The organism is Clostridioides sp. LIBA-7678, assembly GCF_056716065.1.
This window is the reverse complement of sequence record NZ_CP196987.1, coordinates 2,800,961-2,817,054: the sequence shown is the minus strand read 5'-3', so window position 1 is coordinate 2,817,054 and position 16,094 is coordinate 2,800,961. Positions and strand designations below refer to the sequence as shown.

General features: G+C 30.0%; 13 protein-coding genes. 5 read left to right on the top strand and 8 right to left on the bottom strand.

Annotated elements, in window-relative coordinates:
- Nucleotides 1-53: 53 nt before the first annotated feature.
- On the bottom strand, nt 54-1,319 hold the full coding sequence (locus tag ACTG46_RS13380; RefSeq protein ID WP_479922996.1) for an ROK family protein: 1,266 nt from the start codon (nt 1,317-1,319) through the stop codon (nt 54-56).
- A gap of 167 nt (nt 1,320-1,486) precedes the next feature.
- Here ACTG46_RS13380 and ACTG46_RS13375 point away from each other — a divergent pair, with 167 nt between their 5' ends.
- Nucleotides 1,487-2,518 (top strand): proline racemase family protein, encoded by a 1,032-nt coding sequence (locus ACTG46_RS13375; protein ID WP_479922995.1) that lies wholly within the window; start codon nt 1,487-1,489, stop codon nt 2,516-2,518.
- A 315-nt stretch (nt 2,519-2,833) separates the two neighbouring features.
- On the opposite strand, the gene ACTG46_RS13370 is transcribed toward ACTG46_RS13375, so the two are convergent.
- Genes ACTG46_RS13370 through ACTG46_RS13360 form a run of 3 tightly spaced genes read right to left on the bottom strand, consistent with a single transcriptional unit; the run spans nt 2,834 to nt 8,561 of the window.
- Entirely contained in the window at nt 2,834-4,177 is a 1,344-nt protein-coding gene (locus ACTG46_RS13370) for a TolC family protein (RefSeq protein ID WP_479922994.1), read from the bottom strand.
- Between the two features lie 21 nt (nt 4,178-4,198).
- The gene (locus ACTG46_RS13365) at nt 4,199-7,333 is read right to left on the bottom strand and encodes an efflux RND transporter permease subunit (protein ID WP_479922993.1); all 3,135 of its coding nucleotides are present in this window, start codon (nt 7,331-7,333) and stop codon (nt 4,199-4,201) included.
- Between the two features lie 4 nt (nt 7,334-7,337).
- Nucleotides 7,338-8,561, bottom strand: coding sequence for an efflux RND transporter periplasmic adaptor subunit (locus tag ACTG46_RS13360; RefSeq protein WP_223152826.1), 1,224 nt, complete (start codon nt 8,559-8,561; stop codon nt 7,338-7,340).
- A gap of 249 nt (nt 8,562-8,810) precedes the next feature.
- Between ACTG46_RS13360 and ACTG46_RS13355 the strand changes: the two genes are divergently transcribed.
- A complete protein-coding gene (locus ACTG46_RS13355) occupies nt 8,811-9,296 on the top strand; it encodes a MarR family winged helix-turn-helix transcriptional regulator (RefSeq protein WP_054271011.1) in 486 nt (161 codons plus the stop codon).
- Between the two features lie 111 nt (nt 9,297-9,407).
- On the opposite strand, the gene ACTG46_RS13350 is transcribed toward ACTG46_RS13355, so the two are convergent.
- Entirely contained in the window at nt 9,408-11,636 is a 2,229-nt protein-coding gene (locus ACTG46_RS13350) for a type IA DNA topoisomerase (protein ID WP_167640564.1), read from the bottom strand.
- 112 nt (nt 11,637-11,748) lie between these two features.
- Here ACTG46_RS13350 and dut point away from each other — a divergent pair, with 112 nt between their 5' ends.
- Both dut and ACTG46_RS13340 read left to right on the top strand, forming a co-directional pair.
- Nucleotides 11,749-12,180: a dUTP diphosphatase gene (dut, locus tag ACTG46_RS13345; RefSeq protein WP_054271009.1), complete on the top strand. Its 432-nt coding sequence runs from the start codon at nt 11,749-11,751 to the stop codon at nt 12,178-12,180.
- Between the two features lie 261 nt (nt 12,181-12,441).
- Nucleotides 12,442-13,632 (top strand): C40 family peptidase, encoded by a 1,191-nt coding sequence (locus ACTG46_RS13340; RefSeq protein WP_479922992.1) that lies wholly within the window; start codon nt 12,442-12,444, stop codon nt 13,630-13,632.
- A 240-nt stretch (nt 13,633-13,872) separates the two neighbouring features.
- Here ACTG46_RS13340 and ACTG46_RS13335 read toward each other — a convergent pair whose 3' ends face one another.
- The 3 genes from ACTG46_RS13335 to ACTG46_RS13325 are packed head-to-tail and all read right to left on the bottom strand — an operon-like array spanning nt 13,873 to nt 14,949.
- Nucleotides 13,873-14,445 carry a manganese catalase family protein gene (locus ACTG46_RS13335; protein ID WP_054277158.1) on the bottom strand — a complete coding sequence of 191 codons (573 nt, stop codon included), beginning with the start codon at nt 14,443-14,445 and terminating at the stop codon, nt 13,873-13,875.
- A 28-nt stretch (nt 14,446-14,473) separates the two neighbouring features.
- Nucleotides 14,474-14,740: a spore coat protein CotJB gene (locus ACTG46_RS13330; RefSeq protein WP_003416729.1), complete on the bottom strand. Its 267-nt coding sequence runs from the start codon at nt 14,738-14,740 to the stop codon at nt 14,474-14,476.
- On the bottom strand, nt 14,740-14,949 hold the full coding sequence (locus tag ACTG46_RS13325) for a spore coat associated protein CotJA (RefSeq protein WP_054270993.1): 210 nt from the start codon (nt 14,947-14,949) through the stop codon (nt 14,740-14,742). The genes ACTG46_RS13330 and ACTG46_RS13325 overlap by 1 nt, the downstream gene beginning before the upstream one ends.
- Nucleotides 14,950-15,217: 268 nt before the next feature.
- Between ACTG46_RS13325 and ACTG46_RS13320 the strand changes: the two genes are divergently transcribed.
- On the top strand, nt 15,218-16,078 hold the full coding sequence (locus ACTG46_RS13320) for a tRNA 2-thiocytidine biosynthesis TtcA family protein (RefSeq protein WP_479922991.1): 861 nt from the start codon (nt 15,218-15,220) through the stop codon (nt 16,076-16,078).
- The last annotated feature ends 16 nt before the right edge of the window (nt 16,079-16,094 follow it).

Sequence of the window (16,094 nt, the reverse complement as noted above, 5' to 3'; positions counted from 1 at the left end):
TAAACTTTTGAGCCATCCATTTTGGATGGCTCTATAAAATCATAAGCTTTTGATTAATCTTCATTTTCTTTAATATTACCTTCATAAAATATGGGATTTTCAAAGAATTTTTGTGTTAAGACCTGATATCCACCAGCTTTTTGGAGTTCTCTTAATGGTCGTATATCATAATATATTACAGATGCAGTTTCTTCTGGGAAGAATCGAGCTTTTTTTCGCTCTTCTTTCAATTTAATCTTAAAATAGTCTCCTGCATAAGCATATTGTCCAAGGAGGACTACAATCTCTGGGTCAAAATTGATTGCTACATTTTTCAACATTAATGAGAACATTTCTGCCAGATAACCAACCTCTATCATTGACAGTTCATCTCCATTGTCTGCCTCTTCAAACACATGTCGAATTAAATCTTTAGATTCTATCCATTGATTTATAGAAGACTTTAAAAGTTTCATTGAATTTTTCTTTAACCTATGGCGAATTCTTTCAGCACTAACCATACGTTCAAAGCATCCCTTACTTCCACAGGAACAAATCTCTTCATCACTGTAATCAACAGTCATATGTCCGATTTCTCCAATAAGAGCATTTCTACCAGTAAGTACAACATTATCAATGTAGCATGAAGAAATTCCTGCCTCTGCATACATGACAACTGTCCTTTTATTACGAAATTCTTCCTCAAGAAGAAGCGCATTTCCAGCCATTCTAACTAGGTTTTCTACTATAATCTCCTGTTTTGGATACAATTTCTCAAGCCATTCTTTTATATTGATATTTCTTCCCCAATGTGGAGCCATCATAAAAAATCTGACAATACCATATTTTTGGTCTACGAATCCAGCGATTGCAAAGCTTATGCCATATAATTCATCATGAGAGATTTCTGCATTTACTAGAATATCTTCAATATGAATTGCTAATTCTTTCTGAAATGTGTCTAATGTATTGTTGTAAGTAGCAGGAATTTCTATTTCTAAGATACATTCATTTTTCATAGTCAAAACTGCAAAATGAATATAGCTCTCTTCAAGAGAGATACACAATATCCTTTTATTACAAGAAAACGAATATAATTCTGGGCGTTTTCCACCAATATTTGTAGAACTGCCTTTACCTGCTGAGACCAAAAGCCCTATTTCTTCAAAACTCTGAATAGCTTTTTTCACTGTAGGACGACTGATTTTGGTCGCTTCACTAATATCATTGACTGATACTTCTGTTGTATTTCTGATGATATCAAGTATTCGTTTCCGATTTAAATATTTTAAGTCTGATGGCATTGAAGCATTTTTCAACTGTTTCTCTCTATTTCCCATAGATTACATTTCCTTTCTTGTTATATTCCATTAGTCGTTACTTTTGTTTAAATATACGATATCATATTTTCTTAATCTTTTCCAGTTCTCTGAGTTGACAATTTAAAAATAAATTTATAAAATAAAGTTACATAACTATATTACATAATATTAAGGGGGTTTCCAAAATGGAACTAAAACCAAATGTAAATCTTAGTATTTACGAAAAATGTTTTACTGCTGTTGATACACATACAGTTGGAGAATTTACACGTGTTGTATTATCTGGATTTCCAAAATTGCCAGGAAATACAATGATTGAAAAGAAAAAATATTTGGAAGAGAATTGTGACCAGTATCGTAAGGCATTAATGTTTGAACCTCGTGGACATCATGATATGTTTGGCTCTATTGTTACTGAGCCAATCCATTCAGAAGCAGATTATGGAGTTATATATATGGATACTGGTGGATATTTGAATATGTGTGGGCATGGAACTATTGGAACAGTTACTGCGATTATAGAAGCTAGACTTGTAGAAGCAAAAGAGCCATATACAGAAGTTGTTTTAGATGCACCTGCTGGTCTAATACGTACAAAAGCAGAAGTAAAAGATGGTAAAGTTGTAAATGTAACACTAACAAATGTACCTGCATTTTTGTATAAGGAAAACTTAACAACTAATATTGATGGAAAAGAGATTACATATGATATTTCATTTGGAGGAAGTTTCTTCGCATTGTGTGATGTTACACAATTTGGTATGGATGTAACACCTGAAAATATTCCATTTCTAACTGATTTTGGTATGAAATTAATTGAACATGCTAACCAAGAAAACGAAATACAACATCCTGAATGTGATATTACTTCTGTTGACCTTGCTGAATTGTATTGTCCTACTTCAACACCTGGATGTGACATGAGAAATGTTGTAATATTTGGTGATTATATGGCAGACCGTTCTCCATGTGGAACTGGTACTAGCGCTAAACTTGCGACTCTTTATAAAAGAGGTAAAATTGGTATTGGAGAGTCTTTTGTATATGAAAGCTTTATTGGTACTACATTTACGGGTGTAATTAAGGAAGAAGCAAAGGCTGGAGATTATTCTGCAGTAATACCTAAAATTACAGGAAGTGCTTATATAACAGGAGTATCTACTTATATTATTGACAATGATGACCCTTTAAAATATGGATTCCAGGTTTCAAAATAGTTTTATTTTTTTAACTGTCAATTATTTTATTATAATAAAGACTTACATAGGTATAAGCTCTAGGTAAAAGGACTATGTCATATGGAACTTAGAAAAGTTATAATGATTTAAAATGAAAATTATTTGATATGAAATTGAAATATTGAATATAGGGAATTAAGTAGATTTATATAAAATAAATTTATAAATTGTATACTAAGAAGACTGTAGATATATTTGTTTCTATATAAATATATCTACAGTCTTTTATTTAATAATAAATCAATTTTCTATATATTTTTATTAAACAACTTTGTGAAAGTTATTTAATACTTTCTATTTACCAGTATTATTTCCAGTACTAAGTATCCAAGGCTTTTCTATACCATTTTTTAGTGAGTTATAGTTTACAATAAGCGTGTCATAGCTATTTTTAGCATCTTCATTACTTACTACTTGTTTTTTATAATCAGTTAGAGTAATTAATCCTAAATCATATCTTAATTTAGTATTTTTTACTTGTTTTTCTGATAATTCAAGTTGTTTTTTAGTAATTTCAATTGTATCTTCTAAAGCAAGTAATTGAGCATAACTGTCAATCAAGCCTTTTTTTAGAGCTTTTTTACTGTCTTCTAATGTTACTAGACCATTTTCAGTATTGTATTTTTGTTGAAGATAATTTGCATATGTAGTAAGCCCTGTCGCATAATTAGTCTTTTCAGCATTATATTGATTAAGAGCATTAATTGCATTTTCATATTCATCAAGTTTTTTATTATACTCATCAAGTGCTTTTATATATGCCTCTTGAGTAGAAAATTTATCTAAAGATGGTTTAATTGGTTTAGGAGGTACAGTAGGTTTTTTTAGTTCAGGTCTATCTGGTAAATCTGCTTTATTCTCATCCTTATCATTAAAACTTTCTTCAGTACGTTCTAAAATCAATTGGTCATACTTTAAGTATTCATTAACCTTACCTTCCATATATGAATCAACTGAGCCACCAACTCTAAAAGATTCAAATCTATATTCTTTATCCAATTGATAATTATTTAAATCTATATTAGTCAATAACTTAAAATAATCTTGATTATTTTTTAATTCTTGAAGCTTTGCTTTTTGAGTATTTTGTAATGTCTGAAGTTCAAGTTCAGCTGACTTAGTTTCTAATGATGTTACTAAACCTAATTCTTTTTTTAATTTCATATCTTTAATTTCTTTAGTTTTTATCTCAAGATTATTTTTCATTTTATCCAACTCATTTTCTCTTGAGACTAAATCATTGTATTTATTAGTAATATCATTGGCTATTTGGTCTTCCATAAATTCTTTAGCCTGTTCACTTTGATTTTTAAGTAACCCCATTTGTTCATATGGAAATGAATTATCACTTTTAGTAAAACTATCAAGCTCATCCTGGACTTCTAGTTTTTCTTTTAACATTTTTATTTCTTCTGATTTCATCTTTAATTTATCACTATTTTTAAGTGCTGCACTGACAGCTTCTCTAGCAGTCAAAATTTCCTTTTCAGATGTTCTTTTAGTTGAGTCATTCACGATAGAGTTATCAACCTTATTTATAGAAGAAGTATTATCATTTGCATAAACTGGCATTAGATTAGCTGTTATTATACCAACACCACATCCGATTGCAACTATTTTACTAACTTTCTTATTCAATACAATCACCCTCCATTCTATTTAAACTTTAGCTTTCAATTTTGGTTTCTTTATTATTTTTCTTTTTATATCACCTATTTTATCTGTTATTTTACCAAATATTTTAGGCATTTTGTCTGAAAACTTATCTTCCCATCTATCAAATATCAAGTATATGGTAGGTATAAGTACCAAAGTTATAAGTGTAGATACAGTCAGACCTCCCATTATAACTATTGCTAGTGGTTGCATTGTTTCTCCACCTTCACCAAGAGATAGTGCTGTTGGTAACATACCTAAAATTGTTGTTGCTGTTGTCATTAGAACTGGTCTTAATCTTGCTGCACAACCAATAGAAACCAATCCAATTAAATCATTGCTACGATTTGTTTTTCTAAGTTGTTCTATGTAGTCAATAAGAACTATACCATTGTTAACAACTATACCTATAAGTAAGATTATACCTAACATACCTACAGTACTCAAACTTTGCCCACTGACTAGGAGAGAAAGTACAACTCCAACAAATGCAAATGGAACACAGAACATGATTATAAATGGTTTACTAAATGATTCAAACTGAGCTACCATTACCATATAAACTAATGCTATGGCTATAACCATTGAGAATCCAAGACTTGCCATAGATTCATTCATCATCTCTGTTTCTCCACCAACACCAATAGAGTAATCTTTAGGAATTACCATCTTGTTGGTTTTTTCTAGTGCTAGTTTAGTAGCAGTACCAGCATCTACATTATCAAGTGTAGCAGTTATATTTACAGAGAAATCTCCATCAGTCCTAGATATAGATTGTAGACCATCTGCCATTTTTATATCTGAAAAAGCACCAAGAGGAACTTCTTTTCCAGTTGCAGAGTTTACTTTTAATTGTTTTATATCTTCCAGATTGTCAATACTGTCTGCTTTAAATTTTAAATTTACATCCACTTTATAGTCATCAATAGTAGCAGTAGTGACTGAATCACCATTTATTGCTGTACGTAGTAATCCTGCAATTTCGGCAGTATTTACACCATACTCTTGAGCTTTATGTTTGTCTATGGTAAATTGAGCTTCTTGTGTTGTATCTGTAAGAGAAGTCTTAACATTTCTAAATCCTTTTATGGAGCTGAATTGTTTTTCGGCTTCTTTTCCTAATATTTTTAATACATCTAAATCAGGGCCTTTCATTTCTAATGTAAAGTCTGCCCCTGTACTTCCACCCATGACACTACTATTTTGACTTACATTTATTTTACAGTCTGGGACAGTGGCAACTCTATCAATTATTTCTTTTTCTATCTCATCGGTAGTTCTTTTTCTATTTTTTTGAGATTCTAATTCAATTGCTATATTTGCTGTATTATTATTTGAATCTGATGTTAAAGTTGTTATTAAAGTTTTAACTTCTGGGATATCTGAAACTTTTTTCTCAGTCATAGATACATAGTAATCATTAGATTCTAGACTAAGACCCTTTGGAAGTTCTATAGAAATTGCCAATGCCCCTTTGTCTGCAGCAGGCATAAAGTCCATACCTATAAAGCTCATTCCAAATAGAGAAGCTATAAAAATAAGTAAACTTGCTATTACTACTAAGCGTTGGTGTCTTAAGCATACACTTAGTAATTTTTTATACCCTTCACTTACTTTATCAAATATAGGGCTATCTTTTTCTTTCATTTTTTCGCTATTTTTACCTCTACTTAATTTTGCAAATACACTAGGAACAAGAGTAATTGCGCCTATGAAAGAGAAGGCTAGAGAAGCTATAAGTGTTTTACCTAATGCTCCAAAGGTTATTTTAGCTATACCTTCTGTAAACATAATAGGTAAAAATATTGCTATAGTAGTCAATGTTGATGCAAGTATGGCATTGGTTACAGTTCTTGTACCCTCAATAGCACAATCATCAATACCCATGCGACCACTTTTCCTATATTTAAATATATTTTCAATTACAACTGTAGCATTATCGACAACCATACCAACTGAAATTACCAAGGAACTTGCAGTGATAAGGTTTAAACTTTCTCCTGTAAAGTATAGAACTGCTATAGCTCCTATTATAGAAATTGGGATTGCTATGGCAACAACTAGTGAAGCTCTTACACTTTTTAAGAAAGCAAAGATTACCACAAAGGCAATAACAGCACTTATAAGCAAGTTGCTCATTACACTATTTATTGATTCACTTATGTACTCACTTGTATCGTTAGCAATTTTAATTTTAAATTGAGGATTTTCTTTATTTAATTCATCTACATATTTATATGCATTTTGCATAACTTTTACAGTATTGGCATCCTGTTGTTTAGAAATATCTATTACCAAACTGTCTTTTCCATTATATCTATAAATACTGTCTTTGTCTGCATATCCATAATCTACACTACAAAGGTTATCTAATCTAACTGTATTTCCACCTTTTACAGGAATTTGAAGCTGTTTTATATCATCTAAAGATTCAAGTTTATCAATTGCTCTTAAAACTATTTTATCTTCACCTTGAGTAATTGACCCATAAGGATATGTTTTATTACTAGATGATAAGATACCCTTTATAGTTGATAAACTAACTCCATAATTTGAAAGAACAGCTGGGTCAGCTATTACATTGACTTGTGCTTTTTCTCCACCTTTAAGGTCTGCTGAAGTTACACCATCTATAGACTCTATTTTAGGTTGAATCACATCCTCAGCATATTTTCTCAATGCCTGTGAACTATTTTCATTTCCTCCAGATATAACAAGCTGACCTATGGCTTGTGCATTCATATCTAATTTTAGAACTGTTGGTTTAGCTGCATCCTCTGGAAGACTAGTCTGTAATGCATCAACTTTAGACCTAACATCGTTCATTATTTCATCTAAATTAGTCCCAAACTCAAATTGAGCAACTACCATAGAAACACTTTCTTGTGAACTTGATATGGTAGTATTTACGTTTGAAACAGCTGATAAACTTTCATCAACTTTTTGACTAACTTGTTCATCAACATCTTGAGGACCAGCACCTGTCCAAGTAGTCATAACCATTACAACAGGTATTTCTATATCAGGCATCAGATTTATTGACATTTTCTTATATCCAATACCACCAAAAACTATTAATACTAAGAAGACCATTATGATTGTGAGAGGACGCTTAACAGAAGTTTGTATAAAATTCATAGTACTATTTCTCCTTTTCTACAGGAAATATCTTAGTTCCATCAGAAATAAGACTTATACCCCCAATAACCACTGTATCTTTTTCGCTTACACCACTTTTGATTTCTATTTTATCCTCTGTTACAATTCCAGTTTGAACTAATTTTTTCTTTGCTATATTATCCTTCTTTGCTATGTATACATATTTCTTTCCTTTTTCTTCGAATATTGCCTTTTTAGGTACTGTAACAGCACCATTTTCTTTTTCAACACTTAAATTTACTTGAGCAGACATTCCTGCTTTAAATTTATTGTTTGTATTATTAACAAGCACTTTAACAGGATATAAAGATGTCTGTGGGTCAACTACTGAAGGTACATAATCTACTTTTCCTAAAATTCTCTGGTCTTCAATTATAACTTCTACGTTTCCATCCTTCTTAAATTTACCTATGTCTGATTCGGCTACATTTAAGTCAACTTCTAATATGTTAGGGTTGGAAATAGTAAAAGCTGGCTGTGATTGTGTTATCATTTCTTTTGCATCAAAGTTTTTAGCCGTTATTGTACCATCTACTGGAGCTGTTAATGTTAATTTATCTAAGTTACTCATTGCCAAATTATATGATACTTGAGCTTGGTCAAGTTGTTTTTTAGCAAGAGCTTTAGCTTGAGGTATACTCTTTGAAGTTGCTGTATCGTATGATTTTTGAGCAGAATCTAGTTGTTGTTTTGATTGTTCTAAAGCAAATTCTATTTTTTTAAATTGGTCTAAACTAATTACTTCCTGCTCATAAAGAACCTTATTATTGTCATAATTTCTTTGAGATTCATCATATTGAATTTTTGCATTATCAAGAGCTGTCTTTGCTTGATTTACTTGTGATTCTAATGAACCACCAGTTGCACTTGAATAACTTGCTTTAGCCAAATCTAATGCTGCTTTACTTTGTTTTACACTATTTTCTAGATCTGGACTGCTTATACTCAATAATTCATCTCCTTTTCTTACATTTTGCCCAAGTTTTACATAAACTTCTTGAACTGTGCCAACAGTCTGTGCAGTAACAGCTGTTTCATCTTTAACCTTTGTAGTTCCTGAAAAAGCATTTGTGTTTTCAATTTCTCCTCCTACTGCTTTTTGAACAGAAACTGCTATTGGTTTCTCAGGTTCAGGTTCTTCTGTTTTTCCACATCCAACTAAAAACAGTGAACTACACATTAAGAAAACTATTAAATATCTTTTCATATCTCCTCCTATTATATATTGCACACTAGCTTGTTGTAGAATTTAAAGTGTCTTATTTTAAGTTTAGTTTTAGGCTAATAAAAAAACTTCCCTTTATTGGCAATTTATAATTCTCTAATTTGATTATAAATTTATAATTATTATGAGTCAATAACTTTTTCTTGTTTTAAATTTATTAATAGTTTATAATTTATACTATATAAATAACGAATGTTTTATTACATTATTTGTTGAAGGGATGTTACAAAGATGGATAACAATAATATACTTAAAATAGCAGACTCTTTCTTAGATTTCTTATTTGTACTTGAAAATAATATATTTAAAGAAAGTGATTTGTTAAAAAAATTTCAAAATAACTCGGATATAATGAAAGCGTATTTTGAAGAATGTCCAATGGCTCCATCGCATGCGAAGGTAATTCTTTATCTTATGACATCGAACTCATCATCAATTTCTCAAATAGCTTCTAATTTAGGAATATTAAAATCAAATATGACACCAATTATTGATAGATTGGTAGAACATGATTTAGTGAATAAATTTCCTGACCCAAAAGATAGAAGAATTCTTAGGGTGGAATTAACGGATAAGGCATTTAAATTGTTTGATGCAGTAAAAGCTATACTTAAAGAGTCTTTAGTAAAGAAACTATCAAATCTTTCTGAAGAAGAGTTAGCTTTATTGGATGAACACACACTTAAGCTATCAGAAATAGTAAAAAAATTAGGTTAGATGTAGTTGTGAAAGTCATAATTAAAAAAGAAAAATTTTTTAAAACAATAAATGTCAGTAGCATAATATTATATATTATACTACTGACATTTATTGTTTTATGAGTATTATTTAATTATCAAACTCTATTTTCCAACTAAAATAACCATTATCTGGATTCTTATTGTATTTTAATGTGGCATCAAACTTATTCCCATTTTTAGAAGTTAAAGACTTTACCTTGGTTTCACCTTTTTTTAAAATGTTTTTGACCATTGTTTTATTAACTTTCTTTTTATAAAGACTTAAGTACTTATCATTTTTCCAAATAACAAATTTACATTCTTTATGATTTTTACAAGCAAACCCTTTATCGAATTCAAGCACATCACCCTGACAAACAGGACATTTACCAAGAGATGGATTATCATCATTATTTTTACTTTCATTTTTGTCATCAGAATCTTTTGACACAGCAATTTCCTTTGTGGAATTAGCTATACCTTTTTTCTGCTTTTTTTCTTTTGTTTTAGTAAATTTTTTAGTTTTTGAATCAAAAATATATGCTTCTGTGTTTATGTTTTTTGAAGTATCGTGTTTTATAATATTGACATTTTGATATATAAAATTAATGATATTAGTAAGATATTCTTTTCTAGTGTATTTTCCTTTTTGAATATCACTCAAACTTTTTTCAAGTTTTCCAGTATAGTCTACATCAAATAAGTCTTTAACAGGGAAAATTTCAACTAAGTTTTTTCCAAGGTCTGTTATAGAGTAAGATTTTCCTTTTTTATTTACATATCCAACTTGGCTTATTTTCTTCAATACATCAGCACGTGTGGCTGATGTCCCTATAGAATATCCTGATAACACTGTTGTATCTTCTTCAGGCACGTTTTTACCACAATTTTTCATGGCTTTTAGAAGAGTGTCTTCAGTATATGGTTTAGGAGGAGTAGTCTGTTTAGTTAATGGTTTTACTTCTAAGACATCTACACTATCATCTTTATTTACAAGTGGAAGTAAATCGTTTTTTTCTTCCTTATTATATACTTCAAGATATCCTTTTGATTTAAGTACTTTACCTTTTGTTAGGAAAGTACAATTATCTACTTCTGTCTTAATTTCTGTATTCTCATATTCAGCAGGAGGCATAAAGTTTGCTATAAACCTATCTTTTATAGCATCATAAACTAGTTGTTCATCTTTAGATAAGCTTTTTGGAATTATATAAGTAGGGATTATAGCACTATGTGAATCTACTTTAGAAGAATCAAAGACTCTTTTAGTCTTGGAAAATTTAATTTTATTTTCATATTCAAGACCAACCTTTAATTTGTCTAAGGTTTGAGATACCTTTGAAGTTAAGCTTTCTTCTAAAAAAATAGAATCAGTTCTAGGATAAGTTATATATCCACCCTTACCATTACCTTCATAAAGAGATTGACAGACATTTAAAACCTTGTCAGATGTAAAATTAGAATACTTAGAAGTTATATATCCTTGAAGTGATGTCAAACTAAAAAGTTTGGGTGCATATTCTTTTGACATAGTAACTTTTTTATCTAGTATTTTACCTGTTTCAGATGTAATTGAAGCTATAATTTTATTTGCATCTTCAAGTGTATCAAATTTACTTTCTTTGCCCTTAACATACTTACCTTTATACTCACCAGCTTCAGCTTTAAAATGACCTTCGATTTCGTAATAAGTTTTAGGAACAAAATTTAGTATTTCCATATCTCTATCATAGACTAATTTAACTGTTGGAAGAATTACTCTACCTATATTTAATAATTTTCCATTTCCATATTTCAATGTAGCAACAGAAGTGAAATTTATTCCAATCAACCAATCAGTGATAAGTCTTGTATATCCAGCTGCTTGAAGATTTCTCATTTCATCTTCATCTTTTAAGTTTTTTATACCTCTTGTAATGTCTTCTGGTGTCCATTCATTTACTAAGATTCTTTTTACTGGTTTTTTATTGTTTGCAAGTAAAAATATTAGAAATGCTATGAGTTCTCCTTCTCGGTCATTATCAGTAGCATTTATTACGTATTCTACATCTTTTCTATTCAAGAGCTTTTTTACAGTATTAAATTGTTTGGTTTTAGAACTATCAATCTTAAATTTAAACTTATCTTCAGGAACAAATGGAAAATTATTCATTTTCCAAGAACCAGAATATTTATCTTTATCATAATCCTTCATATCATATAATGATACTAAGTGCCCAACTGCATAAGTAATTATATAATCATTTCCTTCAAAGTAACCATCTTGTCTAGTCTTTGCACCTAGAAAGGATGCTATAGTTTTTGCAACAGATGGTTTCTCAGCAAGTACAAGTTTCATAAAAAATCCTCCTTTAAAACACTAATAATTATATTACCACAAAAAAATAAAAAACTTCAAGAGGTCGAAATTTAAGTTATAATATTTATAGAAAGTTGAAAGGAGATATAAAATGTATAATTTGAAAGTAAAAAAATTAAATGATGATGCTATAATACCTAATTTTGCTCACAAGGGTGATGCTGGTATGGATTTGTATTCTATAGAAGAGGTTGTAATACCTTCTGGAGAGACTAAACTTATTAAAACTGGTATATGTATAGAGCTTCCTGCTATGACAGAAGCACAGGTAAGACCTAGAAGTGGACTTGCTTTAAAGCATTCTATTACTGTGTTAAACACACCAGGAACTATTGATGAAGGATATAGAGGAGAGCTTAAAATTATATTAATAAATCATGGGAAAAATGATTTTAAAGTTGAGAAACATATGAAAATTGCTCAAATGATAGTGAAACCTATCTATGATATTAACATAGAAGAAGTGAAAGAATTAAGTGATTCTGAAAGAGGAAAAGGTGGATTTGGTTCAACAGGTTTTTAAAAAGTTACAAAAAAGTTAAAAAATATAGCCATCTTTTAAAAAGGTAAAAGATGGCTATATTGCTGAATTACAGGCTGTTAATAATTAAAATTAATTTATGGTAATTTGTGGTAAATAAATATTGCTATAGACAAATAGTTACAAATTTGTAATAATATTAATATAAAAGAAATAATTGATATTTTAATAGAGTGTCAATTATTTCTTTTATATTTAAAAATTAAATAAAGTTACTAGAAAAGAGGAGATGAGTGGAAAGTTATGAATTTTAATCAAAAGAGAATAGCAGCCAGTATAATGGCAACTGCGATAATAATGCCTACAATGGGGAACTTAGCATATGCCGATGAATCTGGAGTAGAGAGTGTAAGTATAGAAAGTAGAACAATAACAGGGAATGCAGTAAATTTTAGAAAAGGACCAAGTACAAACCATGAATCAATGGGAAAACTTTACAAAGGTGATAAAGTTGAGTATGTAGGAAAAGATGGTTCTTGGGCAAAAGTTAAATATAATGGAAACACAGGTTATGTACATGCAAATTATGTAGGAATAAATAACCTTGGGAATAGTAATGAAAGTAGTGATGCTTCAGTTAAGTCAACAAAAGTTGTTACAGCCAAAGGATTAAATTTTAGAACAGGACCAAGTACAAGTAGTTCTAAAATATCTACGTTAGGATACGGAACTGAAGTTGGATACATATCTGAGTCAAATGGATGGTCAAAAATAAGTTCTAATGGTAGAGTGGGTTATGTTTCAAGCAAATATTTAGGAACTAGTGTAAATGAATCTACGAATGGAAATTCTGGAAGTAGTTCAAATGACCTTGTAAAGGACACAAAGGTTGTAACAGCAAAATCATTAAACCTTAGAACGGGGCCAGGTACAGGTCATTCTAAAGTAGCAACATTAAGCTATGGAACTGAAGTTGGAAGTATTTCTGAAGATGGAGGATGGACAAAGGTAAATCATGACAATCAAACAGGATATGTATCAAGTCAATATCTTGCTGAAAAAGGTTCTATTGATACTTCAACTCCATCTGATTCAACTAACACTCCAAGTCAGGGAGCTGATAGTGTAATAAGTTTTGCAAAGACACTACTTGGAAAACCATATGTATGGGGAGCGGAAGGTCCAAATAGTTTTGACTGTTCAGGATTCACACAATACGTTATGAAAAAATCAGCAGGTGTTAGCATACCAAGAGTATCTAGAGACCAAAGTAAGTATGGAACATATGTAAACAGAGGAGACCTTAGAAGTGGAGACTTAATATTCTTTGATACACAAGGGTCAAATAATGGTTCTGTAAGTCACGTTGGAATATACATGGGAAATGGAGATATGATACATGCATCTTCAGGTTCATCGAAAAAGGTAACAATATCTAATATAAATAGTAGTTACTATTCAAGTAGATATGTAAACGCAAGAAGAGTTTTATAATAATTTTTTATTATAGAACTTAATCAATAGATTTTTCTTTATTGCTTATAATAAAAAAGCAGGTACAATATTAATAGTGTTATAGATTACATTCTATATTACTATTTAATTAGTACCTGCTTTTTTCTTTACCTTCTTCAATTTATAGAAAATAAACTGGATTTATGTTATTTTGTAAATTTTAATAACAACAGTAAATTATAAATTATCAAATAATATTAGTTTATATAAATAAAAATTTTAGAACATTTTTTGGTTTTCTTCTAAGTCGTAAGCATCCATTAAAGCTTCACCAAATCTTTGATAGTGAATTATTTCTCTTTGACCTAAGAATTTTAGTACATCTATAACATCAACATCATCTGTTAGATTTATAAGTTGATAATAAGTCGCAAGTGCTTTTTGTTCAGCAGCCATATTTTCATGTAAATCAGTTACAGGATTTGACATAACGGCTATAGGTCTTACATCAAATGGAACACCATTTGAATCTGTTGGATAAATTCCATATCCATTTTGTGCATAGTTTGAACCAAGACCTGCAGCTTTTAATTCTTCTGGACTTGCATCAGAAGTCAACTGATAAACCATAGTACATATAAGCTCAACGTGAGCTAATTCTTCTGTACCAATGTCTGTTAAAAGTGCACGCATATTGCCAGTAGGCATTGTATATCTTTGGCTTAAATATCTTAAAGATGCAGCAAGTTCTCCATTTGGTCCCCCAAATTGAGTTATAAGAAATTTAGCCATTCTAGGGTCGCAAGTTTTTATATTAACTGGGTGTTGTATAGTTTTCTGATATATCCACATGAATTTTCAATCCTCCAATACTTGATGTCTAATAATTAAATTCTCTGTCCCAAGGCCAAGGTTGGTCAGCCCATTGCCAAGGGCATCTACTTGGAGCGTACCCAAAGTTAGTTAAAGGACCGTATTTATTTTCGTAAGCATATCTAGCTTGCGCAAATTGGTTACATAATGAATTATAAGTGTTGATAGCATTTTTATCATCGGGATGATTGTCTAAATATAAGTTCATATCAACACATGCAAAAGATGTCTCCTGAATTTTTCTCATAAGTTCAGCTCTAGATGAATCTTTCATTATCTTCTACCTCCTCTAAATTTTTTTGGCTTAGCATATAATTCTTTGTTGTACATTTCAGATTCTAATAAGTTTAGTTCTGGGAATATAGTTCCAAATTTTAATGCATCAGAAAGGCAGTACATTTCTGTGAAAATTTGATTATTAATGTATGGTCTAGCCAAAGATGGACCACAATTTTTTTTGATATCTCTAGTCTTATTTTCCAAGTTGAAAACCTCCTTGTTGTGAATAGATAGGTAAGTCTATCTAGTGTATAATATTCAGTCATTTAAAAATCGTTACTCATAATAAAATATTAAATGAGAAAAATAAAAAAGATAATAAAAGAAAGAGGTTATTTATGTTATTATAAGTTTATGTGTTATTGAAAATTATAAATTATTTGCTGAAATTAAAGTGAAAATTATAGTATTTTATAGATGAAGGTAGACTTTTTTGTAAAATATTATTAACATAAATATATGAGGTGATTAAATGAGTGAGCTATCAGGAAAAGGCTGTGAAATTATAGTTCCTTTTGAGGAAAGACTTCCAGTAAGAGATATAGAAAAAAGTATAATAAAAAAATATAGAAAAAATTTATGGTCAAAGTTTATGAAAGCAATAAGAGATTATAAATTAGTTGAAGAAGGGGATAAGATAGCTGTAGCAATTTCTGGTGGAAAAGACAGTATCCTTATGGCTAAAATGTTTCAGGAGTTAAAAAGACATGGACAAGTTAATTTCGATGTTGAGTTTATTGCTATGGACCCTGGATATCATGCAAATATAAGACAATTACTTATAGATAATTGTGAGTACCTAAATATACCAATACATTTATTTGATTCAAGAATATTTGAAATAGCAGATGAAATAGCAAAAGATTATCCATGTTATATGTGTGCAAGAATGAGAAGAGGAGCATTATATTCAAAGGCAGAAGAGTTAGGATGTAATAAGCTTGCATTAGGTCATCATTATGATGATGTAATAGAGACAACAATGCTTAACTTATTGTGTGCTGGTAACTTTAAAACAATGCTTCCTAAACTTAATTCTACTAATTTTGAAGGTATAAAAATCATAAGACCACTTTATTATGTAAGAGAAGAGCATATTATAAGATTTATTCAAAATAGTGGTATATGGCCACTAAATTGTGCATGTATGGTTGCAGCTAAAAAAACAGGAAACAAGAGATATGAAATAAAAGACTTAATAAAAAGTTTAGAGCCAAATTTTAAAAATGTAGAGAAATCTATATTTAAGGCAGCAGAAAATGTAAATCTTGATTCAATACTTGGTTGGCAACAAAATGGGGAGAAACATTCTTTCTTAGAAGATTTTGAATAAAAATAATTAAAAAGAA

Bases quoted from the DNA above. Each gene is read 5' to 3' on its own strand.
- ACTG46_RS13320 (WP_479922991.1), top strand. From the start codon at position 15,218: ATGAGTGAGCTATCAGGAAAAGGCTGTGAAATTATAGTTCCTTTTGAG.
- ACTG46_RS13360 (WP_223152826.1), bottom strand. From the start codon at position 8,561: ATGAAAAGATATTTAATAGTTTTCTTAATGTGTAGTTCACTGTTTTTA.
- ACTG46_RS13330 (WP_003416729.1), bottom strand. From the start codon at position 14,740: ATGAAAGATTCATCTAGAGCTGAACTTATGAGAAAAATTCAGGAGACA.
- ACTG46_RS13380 (WP_479922996.1), bottom strand. From the start codon at position 1,319: ATGGGAAATAGAGAGAAACAGTTGAAAAATGCTTCAATGCCATCAGAC.
- ACTG46_RS13350 (WP_167640564.1), bottom strand. From the start codon at position 11,636: ATGAAACTTGTACTTGCTGAGAAACCATCTGTTGCAAAAACTATAGCA.
- ACTG46_RS13365 (WP_479922993.1), bottom strand. From the start codon at position 7,333: ATGAATTTTATACAAACTTCTGTTAAGCGTCCTCTCACAATCATAATG.
- ACTG46_RS13355 (WP_054271011.1), top strand. From the start codon at position 8,811: ATGGATAACAATAATATACTTAAAATAGCAGACTCTTTCTTAGATTTC.
- ACTG46_RS13340 (WP_479922992.1), top strand. From the start codon at position 12,442: ATGAATTTTAATCAAAAGAGAATAGCAGCCAGTATAATGGCAACTGCG.
- dut (WP_054271009.1), top strand. From the start codon at position 11,749: ATGTATAATTTGAAAGTAAAAAAATTAAATGATGATGCTATAATACCT.
- ACTG46_RS13375 (WP_479922995.1), top strand. From the start codon at position 1,487: ATGGAACTAAAACCAAATGTAAATCTTAGTATTTACGAAAAATGTTTT.
- ACTG46_RS13335 (WP_054277158.1), bottom strand. From the start codon at position 14,445: ATGTGGATATATCAGAAAACTATACAACACCCAGTTAATATAAAAACT.